The organism is Pseudomonas sp. GW821-FHT02B10, assembly GCF_059421865.1.
Genome location: NZ_JBWKVU010000009.1, coordinates 268,349 through 281,722, shown reverse-complemented (window position 1 = coordinate 281,722; position 13,374 = coordinate 268,349). Strand labels below are relative to the sequence as shown.

Genomic DNA, 13,374 nt, shown 5'->3' with positions numbered 1-13,374 from the left:
TGACTTATGAAACGGCTTTAGAAGCCGCTCCGGTTTTCAGGATTGCCAGGCGCGACTCTCATCATGGCGCGGGGCATGCCTCATACAGACGCCGGATAGATTTAAGCAAGCCAACCACTTCACCCGTTAATCAGCATTGCAAAAATGGGGGTGACCATAGATTTCATTAGACCACTACACTTGACATGACGTGACTTTTTACTAGAGCGGATTTTGAGGCAGGGCGCTTTTCCCTCGATAGCCTACGATGATCTTGCTTAGTTGTTCCGAGGCTTTTTGCTTCTTGCCCTTTTGCCACGCTGGAGCGGACCTGACTCGCGGAAGTGGAGATCGGCGACTACCCACTTAACTACTGGCCCTGATAGGAATAGGCAATGCTCAAAGACAAACCGGCATAGGTGACCGAGTGTTCGCTGGATAGCATGGCCGCCTCGTCCCTATTTATCGGAGCTCGCCATGAACAGCATAAAAACCCTATTCATCACGGGTGTCAGCAGCGGCTTTGGCAATGCGCTGGCGCGGGAAGCGCTTGCCGCGGGGCATCGGGTTATCGGCACTGTGCGCAATGAAGCGGCCTTGCAGGCGTTTCAGGCGCTTTCCGTGGATCGTGGCCATGGGGTGATTCTGGATGTCACTGACTTCGAGCGGATCGACAGCGTGGTCGCGGCTGTCGAAGCCGCTCATGGCCCGGTCGATGTCTTGGTCAACAACGCTGGCTACGGTCATGAGGGCATCTTTGAAGAGTCGCCGCTGGAGGAGCTGCGTCGCCAGTTCGACGTCAATGTGTTCGGCGCGGTCGCGGTCACCAAGGCGTTCCTGCCATATTTTCGCAAGCGGCGTGCCGGTCACATTCTCAATATCACCTCCATGGGCGGCACCATCACCATGCCGGGTATCGCTTACTACTGCGGGAGCAAGTTTGCGCTCGAAGGCATCTCCGATACGCTGAGCAAAGAATTGCGGTCGTTCAATATCTTCGTGACCGCCGTGGCGCCAGGCTCGTTCCGCACGGACTGGGCCGGTCGTTCGATGCAGCGCACGCCACGGAGCATTGCCGACTATGACGCCAGTTTCGATCCGGTGCGCAAAGCGCGGGAAGAGAAAAGCGGCAAACAGCCTGGCGACCCGCGCAAAGCCGCGCAAGCGATGTTGCAGGTCATCGCCAGTCCGGCGCCACCCGCACACCTGCTGCTGGGCAGCGATGCCTTGAGCCTGGTGCGTTCCAGACTGGAGCAGGCGGCCAATGAGATCGATCAATGGGAAGCGCTGAGCCGTTCGACCGATGGTTGAACGGTCAGCCAAGGGGCCGTCAATGAATCTGGCTGACTCACAGACCTCGCGCATGGTGCAACTGATGGAAAAGCTGGCTCCGGTCGAGGGCTACAACCTCAGCGCGCTGGAGGATATCCGCTTCCTGCGTTCGAACCGGCCCCTGACCCGCACTCCGGTTTTGTATGACCCGGGCATCGTCATCCTGTGCCAAGGGCGCAAGCGTGGCTACCTGGGGGATGACGTCTACGTCTATGACGCCCAGCATTACCTGGTGGTGTCGGTACCCGTGCCGTTCACCATGGAGACCGATGCCAGTGAGGCAGAGCCCATGCTGGCGGTCTACATGCGTCTCGACTTGCAGGTGGCCAGCGAGTTGCTGCTGCAAGTGGATGAAGCCCTCGGGCCCAGCGACGCCCAGCCCAAGGGGATGTATGCCTCGCCGATGGACGATCTGCTGCGCGCCTCGACGTTGCGCTTTCTCGAGGCGATGAGTACTCCAGGTGACGCGCAGATACTCGGACCGTCGCTGGTGCGGGAAATCTATTACCGCATCCTGACGGGCGAGCAGGGCGGCTCGATGCGTGTCGCGCTCAATCGCCAGGGGCACTTCGGCAAGGTCACTCGCGCAATTCGCAAGATCCACAGTTGCTACCAGGAGCGCCTGGACGTGGAGTCCCTGGCCCAGGAAGCGAGCATGAGCGTGCCCAGCTTTCACCTGCACTTTCGCAGCGTGACGAACGCCTCGCCGATGCAGTACCTGAAGTCGACGCGCTTGCACCAGGCGCGACTGCTGATGCTGCGCAACGCCATGAGCGCTTCGACGGCGGCCTTCAACGTAGGCTACGAAAGCGCCTCGCAATTCAGTCGCGAGTTCAAACGCTTCTTCGGCCGAACGCCCCAGGCGGAGATCGAATGGATGAAGGCGACCTATGCATTGCCTGCGCCGTCCACGCCGTCTGTCTATGTCTCGTCGCATTAGTTTTCGCACCTGCCTGAGCAAGTCTGTGGCGCGCGTTTTGCTTCGTGCTTGAACGTCACCTCACAGGAGTTCAGCGGCATGGATTTGAAGCGCTCTACGCAACAACCCTCGAATGTTGTCCCTGGCCTGGCGGCGGGCAGCGTTACTGGCGGGCGGCCCACACCAGCGCCAGGTTATCGCCCGCTGCTGGAGGGCGAGGTGATTCAACCGACCGATGAGGCCGGCAACGACCCCCGGTCCTGGACGCCCATGCCCAGCCATTGGGTCAGCCAGGTGCATTGCCCGAAGGCGTACCGATCAAGCAACTGATCCACAAAGTCGACCCGCCCATGCTCAACGACCCGGTACCCAAAACGATAAGTCACCTGTAATGGCGCCTCGCCCAGTTATAGTGCATTTACGAAGTTGATCTGCCATATACCAGGGCGAGAACTATAGAAATATAAATAAAGACAAACCCGCGAAGGTGTTATCAGCCATGGGCGGTAACCCTTTACGTATGCGCTTTTGTTTCGGATGAGTATTTCGCTGAGCGTTGGTTGCACTAAAAGAGGGCGATAGTGCCCACTTAAAAACAAGTGAACACTATCGCCCTTTGAATGATTCCCCGCTACCTGTTGAACTCTTGCCACCATCAACAACAAAACATCAGTTTCTGGCCGGCTTGGATAAGACAGCTGCTGCTGTTAGTTATTATCCTGGTAATAACGCTGTTGCTGATGGCGGCGATGCTTTGGTGGTGGCGGGGCGTAGTCATCGTCGGAACTGTATCGGGGAGCACCGAGCGCAGTGCCGGTGACATTGGCGGCCCCGCCGAGTGCGGTCCCTGTAATGTTTGCTGCGCCGCCGAGTGCTGTTCCAGTAACATTCGCCGCACCTCCAAGCGCGGCCCCGGTGACATTGGCGGCCCCACCCAGCGCGGCCCCGGTGATATTCGCTGCGCCGTTGAGTGCCGAGCCAACGATGCCTTCAGCCTGAACGGATGATTGAAAAAAACCACCCATCAGGATTCCCACCATTGCCAAGCTCGGTGCTTTCTTGACGATATACATACGCCACCTCTACCTGAGAATTGAATCGAGCTGTAATGACCGAATCAGATCGGCCAAGTATTTTTTTGACATCAATCGATCGCCGTCAATCTTGAAAAGTATTACCAAGAGTAACTGGGGTAGACAGCTCCGCTTCTTAAGTTCTCGGGTTAACGCTCGAGTTACTATAAGTGGCAGGACGATACCCACTCCAAATACCTACGACAGGTAATGCAGGCACGACGTCATTAAACTCTTACGTTGCGTTCAATTGACCGAGATTTTCCCTGTTAGTTCAGGCGGCCGGTTAGTGATGGATGCCATCTCTTTTCATTTATCAGGTGAAAACGATGGAGAAGGGATAACATTTTGAACTGGGCGAAGTTTTGGGATTGTCTATCCAGATTGGCCGAGTTTATCGGTCGGTTCCGCCTACCTCATTTAGGTCTCAAAAAAATCGATGTTCACTTCCGGGTACTCTTATGCGGCTCATGAACATCTATGACATGACCTGTCGTTTAACATAATATACATTATGCGAATCATCATATGCAGAGCTGAGGCTAAGGTTGGCCAAATTTTCAGCCTGGCAAAGCCTCCATTCTCGTAATCATGCACGGTGTGGCGTCGGTTACCGCTGCACACTTGAATGCCGTCCTCAGAAACAACGCCGTTGGCATCCCTCCGCCTCAAACCATGACGACAGCAATTGGCACCACACCGATAGAAATCGCTAACTCTTGGGCAGCTCTCCCCACAGAAAAACCCAAGCATTTACCAGCTTGTCAATAGTGTCGTTGAGCGACTGTGCGGGAGGCAGCGCGATGGTAGGCTTTCATGGCGCCACACTACGCGAGTGCCCGATCTGTTCAGATTATTGATAAAGGCAGGTCAGGCCGATGTATAAGCCGCATGTCAGATAACTGAAAGGATTCGAACATGAAAAAGCCCATAACTTCTCTGGCCGTATCCGCGACGCTCGCTTTCACCGCAACTGTCGCGAACGCTTCCGTGCATCCGACCACCATCAAGGCCCCCCAGACCGTCAATCAGGTGACAGCTTCTATTGACACTCCTTTCGGAACCCATCAAAAAGCTGGCGAAATCCAGATGGCCAGCCTGGCCAGAAGTTGCTCCGATGAACGATATTCCTGGTGGGAATACAGCGGTTGGGAAATCGTCGGTTGTCTCATAAGCGGCCAGTGGTAATTATTGACGGGCCTGGTGCGTGACTTGCGTGGTGAGCGTGCACCAGAGCCTGTTGTAGGCTCCTCGATTTGCCGCGTAACTTGCTGACGACGGGCCTCAACAAAAGATGCGAAAGTCTGCATTTTCAACCTTGCTGTCCCAGCGATCATTGCCTTCCAAGTCCAGATGAATTCCTCTGGCGGTGGTTTATCGCCACAACACACATCAATAGAGTATCCAGACAGGGCATGCTTCCGACTCCGCCCTGGTTGATGGCGCGCCACATCCTGGCACCGCCCCCTTCCCCGATCCCGGATGTTTGGAGCTCTGCAATGAAAACTCGTACTTTCCTTGTCACCGGTGCCAGCAAAGGCATCGGACGTGCGCTCGCGAACCAATTGTCCCAAGCGGGCCACCATGTAGTCGGCATCGCTCGCAACAGCAACGATCCACACTTTCCCGGCACCCTTATTTCCCTAGATCTGGGCGACCGGGCGCAGACCGAAAGAACGTTGGCGGGGCTCGTTTCTCGTTATGACTTCGATGGTTTGATCAATAACGTTGGCCTGGTACGCCCGCAGGCATTGGGCGATATACAGCTCGATGACTTTGATGAGGTCATGCGGATCAACCTGCATAGCGCCTTGCAGGCAACGCAAGCACTGCTACCGGGTATGCGCAATCGCGGTTGGGGAAGGATCGTCAACATCTCCAGCCTGACCATTCTGGGAATCCCATACCGCACCGCCTATGCCGCGGCAAAAGCCGCGCTGGTCAGCTTCACGCGGTCCTGGGCATTGGAGTTGGCAGCCACCGGGATCACCGTCAACGCCGTTGCTCCAGGCCCCACGGAAACCGAGTTGTTCCGCGCCGGCAATCCGCTGGGCAGCGACGGTGAAGCGCGTTACCTGGCGAGCGTTCCCATGGGCAGGCTCGGTCAGCCGGATGAAGTCGCGGCGGCCATCGCCTTCCTGTTATCGGAACAGAGCGGCTTTATCACTGGCCAGACATTGTTTGTCGATGGCGGAGCGTCCGTTGGCAAATCGATGTGCTGATACAACAGCGCCGTGCCCTGCGTCGCCCTTGCTGGTCTGCTCAGCGATTACCTGAAGTCGTCCGCACGATCGAGGTCCCGTGTTGCGGTCTGCTGGCAGTGATCAGCTCTGTAAATGACATCGCACGCGCTGCTGCTCATTCTCCAGCAAGGCCTGGGGCTTTTCGCAGCCAGCGGTGCACAGGCCGCAACGTTCGCGGAAGAAGCAGCCACTCGGTAGCCGACGGTTCCCTGGCAATTCGGTAGGCGCCGCAACGTGTTCGGCATGCAGCGGCACGCCTAGTCGTGGTACCGCCTCGAGCAACAAGCGGGTATAGGGATGGCGTGGCTGATCGAGAACCTGGGCTGCGCTGCCAAGTTCAACGATTTGCCCCAGGTACATCACCGCTACCCGGTTTGCCATATGGCGGACTACTGAGACGTTGTGGGAAATCAGGATATAAGTCAGGTTGCGAGCGCTTTGTAACTCCACCAGAAGGTTAAGGATCTGTGCCTGAACCGAAATATCCAGCGCCGATGTCGGCTCGTCCAGGACAATAATATCCGGGTCTGATGAGAGGGCTCGGGCAATGGCAATCCGCTGTCGCTGACCACCGGAAAACTGGTGGGGAAAGCGGTCCAGGTACTCCGGGCGGATGCCGACTTGGGCCGCGACCCGGGCCGCCACATCGCGCATCTGCGCGCGGGAGGCGTGACCTCGGGCGTATAACGGCTCGGTGATGATTTTCCAGACAGGCAAGCGTGGATCAAGCGAAGACTGTGGGTCCTGGAAAACAATTTGAACGTTGCTGCTGCCCTCGCCGCCGCTGCGACTGGCCCAGTTCAGCTCGCCGCTGCTGGGCGGCACCAAGCCCATCAATAGCTGCGCCAATGTGCTTTTGCCACAGCCTGACTCGCCCACTATTCCGAGGGTTTCTCCCGCCCGTACCTGAAGGTCAATGCCGTTCAGAGCGTGGGCATATCCCCGCGGTCGACCGAGCCAATCATTACTGATGGGGAAACGGACGCGAACATCGTCAAGTTGGAGAATCGTGGGTGCCATTTGGGTGGTGGTATGAATGACGGCATTGTTCATCACGAAAGCTCCTTAACCGGTAACCAGCACGCACTTTTACGTTGGTCATTACCATTAATGCTGTTGAGGTTCGGGCGTTTGCTACAAACCGGCATGACGTAGGGGCAACGCTCCTGAAAGGTGCAGCCCACAGGCAAAGACGCCAGGTTTGGCACTTGACCGGGGATGGTCAGCAGCGGCTGACCCGGCTCGACCATTTCCGGAAGGCCACTGAGCAACCCTTGCGTATAGGGATGTTGCGGGTTGCCCATCACTTCGACGGTACCGCCCTCTTCAACCACCGCGCCGGTATACATCACATACACCCGGTCGCAGAACTGTGAAACCAAGGCCATGTCATGGGTAATGAGCAGAATGGCGGTGCCCTGTTGCCGGGCTTTTTCTCTCAGCAGCAACAGCACCTGGCGTTGCACGGTAACGTCGAGGGCGGTGGTCGGCTCGTCGGCGATCAGCAGTTGCGGCTCACAGGAGAACGCCAGCGCGATCATCACCCGTTGCCGCATGCCTCCGGACAGCTCGAAAGGGTAACTCTCCAATACTTGCTCCGGGCTGGCGATGTGCATGTCACGCAACAATGCAATTGCCTTGAGACGGGCTTGGGCCGTGCTGATCTTTTGGTGATGGATGATCACGTCGAGCATTTGCCGACCGATGCGCCGGGTCGGGTTCAGGGCCGTCATCGGCTCCTGGAAAATCATCGCGGCATCGCGCCCACGCATCTGTAGCAGCTCCTTTTCAGGAGCCGCCAGCATGTCGCGACCGAGCATGCTCAAGCTGCCGGCGGTGATCCGATAACTGCGCTCTGGCAGCAATCGCATACTGAGCATCGCCGTGACCGACTTGCCCGACCCCGACTCGCCTACCACGCCGACGATTTCGCCGGGATTGACGTGCAACGACACGCCGTTCAGGGCCTTGACGTTATTTTTGTAAGCCGGGAATTCCAGGCTCAGGTTGTCGATGGCCAGTACTGGACTCGAAGTGTGCATGGTCATTTCCCCTGTTGCCGTGGATCGAGCAGATCGCGCACGCCATCGCCCAGCAGGTTGAAGCCGGTGGCTGTGATCAGAATCGCCAGACCCGGAAAGGTCGAGTACCACCAGTTATCCAGGATGTAGTTACGCCCGGTAGCGACCATCGCGCCCCACTCGGCCGTGGGCTGTTGTGCCCCCAGGCCGATAAAGCCCAGGGCCGAGGCCATGAGGATCGCACTGCCGATATCCAGGCTCAGTTGCACCAGCAATGGAGGCATCGCGTTGCGTGCCACGTGCCAGTGCACCACGTGCCAGCGTCCAGCCCCGAAGGTCTGGGCGGCCTTGACGTACCCCATCTGCCGGATGCTCAAGGCCTGGCCACGGGCCAGCCGCACATAGGACGGAATTCGCACGAGGGTAATCGCCAGCATGGCGTTGAACAGGCTCGCGCCCAACGCCGCCGCCAGGGCCATAATCAGTACCAGCGACGGCACCGACAGCATGATGTCCATCAGGCGCATGATTAACGCGTCGAAACGACCACCGACCACTCCCGAAAAACATCCCAGCAACCCGCCAATGAAACAGGAGGCAAAAGCCACGAACAGGCCGACGCCCACCGACTGCTGGCTACCGAACAGCACGCGGCTGAACAGGTCGCGGCCGACTTCGTCGGTGCCGAACCAGTGGTCGCTGGACGGTGGCGCCAGGCGTTCGGCGAGGTTCAGTGCGTTGGGATCGTGGCTGGCGAGCCAAGGGGCGAAGATCATGCACAGCAACACGATAGAAGTGATCGTCAGGCCCGCCATGGTCAGCGGGCTTCGGCGGATCTGATAGGCCAGGTAGGCGGTTTTTTCGCTCCAGCGCGGGCGGCGCGCTGCCGTCAGGGTTACGGACATTTCAGTTCACCTCGCCGATGCGTGGATCGATCACGCGGTACAAAAGATCGATGGCCATGTTCAACAGCACGTAGATGAACGAAACCAGAATGGCGAAGCCCATCACCGCGGGGAAGTCCAGCGATTGGATCGACTTGACGACATAGGCGCCCATGCCAGGCCAGGCAAATACTGTTTCGGTCAGCACTGCGCCATACAGCAAATCACCCAGGGTCAACCCGAGGACAGTCACCGAAGGAATCAGGGCGTTGGGCAGTGCGTGGCGCAGGATCACGGTCCATCGGGACAGGCCATAGGCGCGTGCGGTGCGGATATAGTCCTCACCCAGTTGATCAAGCATGGCTGAACGAATCTGTCGTGCGACGACACCCAAGGTCACGAACCCCAGCGTTGCAGCGGGAAGAATCAGGTGCTCCACAGCATCGAGAAACAGTCGGCCATCACCGGCGAGCAGCGAGTCGATCAGATAAAAACCGGTGATTGCCGGTGGCGGCGCCAGCCCTTCGGACAACCGGCCACCACCCGGTAGCCAGCCAAGGTGACCGTAGAACAGAACGATTGCACCAAGACCGAGCCAAAAGGCCGGCGTGGAAATTCCAGTGACCGCAAGGGTACGGGCGATCTGGTCAATGACCCGGTTGTGATAAACCGCTGACAGCACGCCAAGCGGGATGCCGACCAGAACCGCCAGCACAAGCGCTACCAGCGCCAGTTCCAGGGTTGCCGGGAAGAACGCTTGCAAGTCTTCCAGCACGGGACGACTGGTGCGTATCGAGGTGCCCAGGTCTCCGTGCAGCAGGTCCATCAGATAACGACCGTATTGTTGATACAGCGGCAGATCCAATCCCAGCTGATGACGGATGCCGGCCACCAAGGCGTCGCTGGCACGGTCGCCAGCGATCAGTCGGGCAGGATCGCCCGGAATCAAGTGCGAAATTGCAAAGGTAATCAGCGAAACACCGAACACGACCAACAACAGGCCGAGCAGACGCTTGCGCAACAAAGTCAGGAAGGCCATTTGGCACCTCAGTAACACGAGCGACGAGAGTCAGAAGCCGCGCCAGCCGCGAACAGCTGGCGCGAGGAAGCGGGTTTACTTGCTCATACTGCCCAGGTTGAACACCTGCTCGAGCATGGGGTTGAACAGGTAGCCCTTGACCGAGTCACGCATCGGTAGCGTGTAGCTCTTCTGATAGAGGTAGGCGTAAACGCTGTCCTTGAGCACCACCTTCTGCGCGCTCTGGTACAGCTCGACGCGCTTGGCGGTATCGCTGGTAGCGGCTGCTTCGCGGATCAGTTTGTCGACTTCCGGGTTGCTGTAGAACGAGCGGTTGCCTTGCAGGCCTTGCATCTTGGAGTCGAACCAAAAGTTCATGAACATGTACGGGTCCGCGAAGTCCGGGCTCCAGGCCCCGGCAGCGATGTCGTAGTCCGCCTGGCCGACGCGCTCACGCAATGTCGCGTTGGCGAGTTTTTCCAGCTTGAGGTTGATGCCCAGTGGCGCCAATGCGGCTTGCAGAGTCAGGCCGATCGGTTCCCAGTTGGGATCCTTGTCCGAATACATGTAGCTGAGGTTGGTGATTTTCTGCGGTGCCTTGGCGAGGCTGTCCTTGGCGGCTGCCATGTCCTGCCTCATCGGCGACAGCGAGCTGTCATAAGCCCACATGCCGTCCGGGATCGGCCCGTTCATCAGCTTGGCTTTGTCCTTGAGGATGCCTTTGACTATGCCGTTGTAATCCACGGCTTCGGTTATCGCACGACGGGCATCGACGCTGGTCAGCGGACCCTTTTTGTTGTTCAGGTACAGGTAGGTCACCCGCAACGACGGGAAATCCTTGACCACGACGCCCGGCTTGCTGGCGAGAGCGCCAAGCTGGTCTTCGGGCATGTCTTCGATGATGTCCAGGTCACCGCGTTCCAACTGCAGGCGGCGCACGGAGGGCTCACCGATGATCTTGATGACCACGGTTTTCAGCGCTGGTTTGGGGCCGGCGAAATAGGTGTTTGGCTCCATGGTCAACGACTGGCCTTTTTGCCAGTTGCTCAGGCGGAAAGGACCGGAGCCCGCGGTGTGGCTCGACAGCCAGGCGTTTACGTCCGGACTCTTGTTGACCACATCGGGGTTGATGATCGAAGCACCGTTGTGGGCCAGGGTAAACAGGAACGGCGCGAAAGGCGTTTTCAGGGTGAAGCGGACGGTCTGCGGATCGACGACCGCCACCACCATGTCCTCCGGAAATGCGCCGGAAGGCCCTTGCTTGAGGGTCATCAAGCGATCAAAGGAAAACTTTACCGCTGTGGCATCTACCGGGGCACCGTCATCGAATTTATTGCCCGGTTTGATTTTGAACTCCCAGACCAGGCTGTCAGGGGAAACGGTCCAGCTCTCGGCCAGGTCGCCCTGCACTTCAGTGCTGCTTTTGTCGCCCTCGACCTTGTAGCCGACCAAGCGTTGATACGACGGATAGGTGATGGTCCAGTCGTTGTTATCAAAGGTCACGGCCGGGTCGAGGGTCTGCGGATCGGCGGGTTTGCCGATGACCAGCGTGTCCTGGGGTACAGCCGCCGCAGCAGCCTGCCAGGCACCGAGGCTCAATGCACTGCACAAAACGCTCAGCAGCAGTTTGCCGGCGCCGGGAAAGGTTTTGCTGGTCACGGTGTTCATTGGGTTCATGCCGGTTTCCTTGATCATTCGATAGGGAAGTAGGTCAGGTTTTTTATAAAAGCTATAACCGGGCAGTTGCAGGTGAAACGTAAGTGATGCTGGTTTGTTGTTGTTATCAGCCACATTGAAAGTGGGCTGTGCAGTGTGCTTTTCGAAAACTCTGTGGTTTTTCCGGGGGCGGTGTTGCGGTTCGATTGGCTTGTAAAACCCGTGGCTTACTCGTCCTCCAGCAATGGGTAATCGTCGGCGTTCGGTAGTTCGTAATGCCACCACTCGGTGGGAATTGCCTGGAAACCAGCATCCAGCATGATCCCCAGCAGCAGCAGACGATTGCGTTGCACGTCTGCTGGCAAGTCGGGGTAGAACTGATGGGACTTTTCTTCCATCGCGTCGAATGCGGTGCCCATGTCCAGTGGCTCACCATCGGCGCCCACCAAGGTCAGATCCACCGCCACCCCACGGCTATGGTGGGAGCCCAAGTGCGGGTCACGCACATAGTCGTTGTCTGGTAGCGCTTCCCACAACAGGTACTGGGCGTAGGGTGGCCGGTAGGCGTCGTAAATGCGCAGGACAAACCCGGCCTGGCGCGCGAGCTGGCTAGCTTTTTCCAGGCAAGTCGCAGCCTGACGGTGCAACCTGCAACGAGCATTCGGATAGATCACTTTTCCAGCCAGATTTTCTGCGCCGGCGTAGATCAGGTCGATTTGCACCTGATAGCGCTGGGCATCAATCTCTACAAGTGGGCTGTTGTTCACGCAAACACTCCAGTTGGGATTCGGTGGGGCGATGGGATCAGCTTTCGAACTGACCGAAAGCTTTTTGCAATTGACGGTTCTTGGCCAAGCGCTCATCGAGGCGATCACCGTATTTTTCCGCGACGGCCGACACGATGAGATTTAACAGGCAGGCCAAGGGTGCAAGGGAGTCCCAGAACTGCCCGACATCGGTTTTCAGTTGCAAGAGGTCAAGCGGGTAATCCCTGGCCCAAGGGCACTGCAGGTCTGTGATCAGGGCCAGTGACAGGTCGTTGTCTACCGCCGCGTCGCAGAAGGTCTGGGTCACGCTGGAATAAGCACGGAAGTCCGAAATGATTGCGTAGGGATTGGCGAAGCCGGAGTTCAGGGTTTCTGCGTAGATTCCTGACAGGCCATCGACGTAGTAGACCTTGGGCCGAATGTATTCAAGGTGGCTATGAAACGCTGTGAGAATCCCGCGAGTGGACTGGATTCCGAGGATGAATACGGCATCAGCTTCGTAGATGCGCTGCACGATATCGGCAAAGGCACTGCTGCGCGCTAGACCGTACACGTGCCGGATGGCCTCGATTTCGCGACTCATGGAACGATCGAGAGCGTCTTCCTGATTGCTTTCGGCACGAAAGGCACCGATGCGGTCGGTAATCAGCCACGAGGTGGGCGTTTCACCGCGCAGGCTCTGTTTGACTTCATCAATGTTCTGGTAGCCAAGGGAGCGAAAAAAGCGCCCCACAGAAATCCCTGTGGTGGAGGTCCGCTGCGCGATGCTATCGGCCGACTCGAACGGAAGCTGTTCCGGGTTACCCAACAGATAGCTGGCGATGCGCTTGCCGGTAGGGGTCAGGCTGGAGAACTCCTGCTCCAGCAACTGTAGGAAGCTGTTCTTTTCCGTAGGCATGTCAGAGCCCCCTGAGCACAGATTGTTATTAGCTTGTCATTAATTTAGATAATGTTAAAAACATAACATGCGTTTTCGAGACAACACAATGCCTTTTTTCAGCAGGCACCCTAGGGCGCTATCAGGCAAGTGGATCTGCGCCGTTTCGGCTCACGTCAAAGGGTGACTCGGCGACCCGAAGCCAGATCGGGGGGGCTTCTTGCGATTAGTGGGCGTTCAGCCGGACAGCTGCTTTGCATGAGTCCAGAAACGCTGGTGCTCCTCTGGAAGCACGAGCGAGACGCCGTATCGGCGTTCGTGACCTCGAGGTCTTCAAGGTCTTCGAGACAGGTTTGAATGGAGTCCACTGCCATCAGCAGCTTGTTGAGCTAAGGCGATGCCGTTGAAGCCTCTGCGCTGTACGCCTAGTACGCGGCACATGCTGGTTACGCGGAACTGATCCAAGTGCACTTGCATGAATGCGGACTTCGCCCTCACCCCTTGGCAAAAGTACGCGGCGGCCTTTTTAGGCTGCTGGCCGAGGCCCACCTGCACATCAAGGCACTGAAGGTGGGCTTTGGGTAACCGCAGGCCAAGCGTGAGGC

At 57.8% G+C, this 13,374-nt stretch carries 12 protein-coding genes; 4 read left to right on the top strand and 8 right to left on the bottom strand.

The features are described 5' to 3' along the window. Positions 1 to 456 precede the first annotated feature (456 nt). Complete coding sequence (locus tag AC07VU_RS20435; RefSeq protein WP_277588811.1) at positions 457 to 1,290, top strand: oxidoreductase; 834 nt, start codon at positions 457 to 459, stop codon at positions 1,288 to 1,290. Positions 1,291 to 1,312: 22 nt separating this feature from the next. Then, positions 1,313 to 2,251 carry an AraC family transcriptional regulator gene (locus AC07VU_RS20430; protein ID WP_274303048.1) on the top strand — a complete coding sequence of 313 codons (939 nt, stop codon included), beginning with the start codon at positions 1,313 to 1,315 and terminating at the stop codon, positions 2,249 to 2,251. Between the two features lie 686 nt (positions 2,252 to 2,937). Here AC07VU_RS20430 and AC07VU_RS20425 read toward each other — a convergent pair. After that, positions 2,938 to 3,303 carry a hypothetical protein gene (locus tag AC07VU_RS20425; RefSeq protein WP_274303047.1) on the bottom strand — a complete coding sequence of 122 codons (366 nt, stop codon included), beginning with the start codon at positions 3,301 to 3,303 and terminating at the stop codon, positions 2,938 to 2,940. A gap of 918 nt (positions 3,304 to 4,221) precedes the next feature. Between AC07VU_RS20425 and AC07VU_RS20420 the strand changes: the two genes are divergently transcribed. Both AC07VU_RS20420 and AC07VU_RS20415 read left to right on the top strand, forming a co-directional pair. Then, entirely contained in the window at positions 4,222 to 4,491 is a 270-nt protein-coding gene (locus tag AC07VU_RS20420; protein ID WP_087090967.1) for a hypothetical protein, read from the top strand. 311 nt (positions 4,492 to 4,802) lie between these two features. Then, positions 4,803 to 5,525 (top strand): SDR family oxidoreductase, encoded by a 723-nt coding sequence (locus tag AC07VU_RS20415; protein ID WP_495030343.1) that lies wholly within the window; start codon positions 4,803 to 4,805, stop codon positions 5,523 to 5,525. A gap of 102 nt (positions 5,526 to 5,627) precedes the next feature. Here the strand turns inward: AC07VU_RS20415 and AC07VU_RS20410 are convergent, their stop codons facing one another. The 7 genes from AC07VU_RS20410 to AC07VU_RS20380 all read right to left on the bottom strand — a co-directional run bounded on the left by AC07VU_RS20410 (position 5,628) and on the right by AC07VU_RS20380 (position 12,790). Continuing rightward, entirely contained in the window at positions 5,628 to 6,599 is a 972-nt protein-coding gene (locus tag AC07VU_RS20410) for an oligopeptide/dipeptide ABC transporter ATP-binding protein (RefSeq protein ID WP_101337984.1), read from the bottom strand. Next, positions 6,599 to 7,588 (bottom strand): ABC transporter ATP-binding protein, encoded by a 990-nt coding sequence (locus tag AC07VU_RS20405; protein ID WP_495030342.1) that lies wholly within the window; start codon positions 7,586 to 7,588, stop codon positions 6,599 to 6,601. The genes AC07VU_RS20410 and AC07VU_RS20405 overlap by 1 nt, the downstream gene beginning before the upstream one ends. A gap of 2 nt (positions 7,589 to 7,590) precedes the next feature. Next, a complete protein-coding gene (gene ddpC, locus AC07VU_RS20400; protein ID WP_053261166.1) occupies positions 7,591 to 8,472 on the bottom strand; it encodes a D,D-dipeptide ABC transporter permease in 882 nt (293 codons plus the stop codon). A 1-nt stretch (position 8,473) separates the two neighbouring features. Beyond that, positions 8,474 to 9,490, bottom strand: coding sequence for an ABC transporter permease (locus AC07VU_RS20395; protein ID WP_495030341.1), 1,017 nt, complete (start codon positions 9,488 to 9,490; stop codon positions 8,474 to 8,476). Between the two features lie 75 nt (positions 9,491 to 9,565). Further along, a complete protein-coding gene (locus AC07VU_RS20390; RefSeq protein WP_495030340.1) occupies positions 9,566 to 11,146 on the bottom strand; it encodes an ABC transporter substrate-binding protein in 1,581 nt (526 codons plus the stop codon). 206 nt (positions 11,147 to 11,352) lie between these two features. Continuing rightward, positions 11,353 to 11,892: a D-alanyl-D-alanine dipeptidase gene (ddpX, locus tag AC07VU_RS20385; RefSeq protein WP_053261163.1), complete on the bottom strand. Its 540-nt coding sequence runs from the start codon at positions 11,890 to 11,892 to the stop codon at positions 11,353 to 11,355. Positions 11,893 to 11,929: 37 nt separating this feature from the next. Then, complete coding sequence (locus AC07VU_RS20380) at positions 11,930 to 12,790, bottom strand: MurR/RpiR family transcriptional regulator (RefSeq protein ID WP_102680278.1); 861 nt, start codon at positions 12,788 to 12,790, stop codon at positions 11,930 to 11,932. Positions 12,791 to 13,374: the final 584 nt, after the last annotated feature.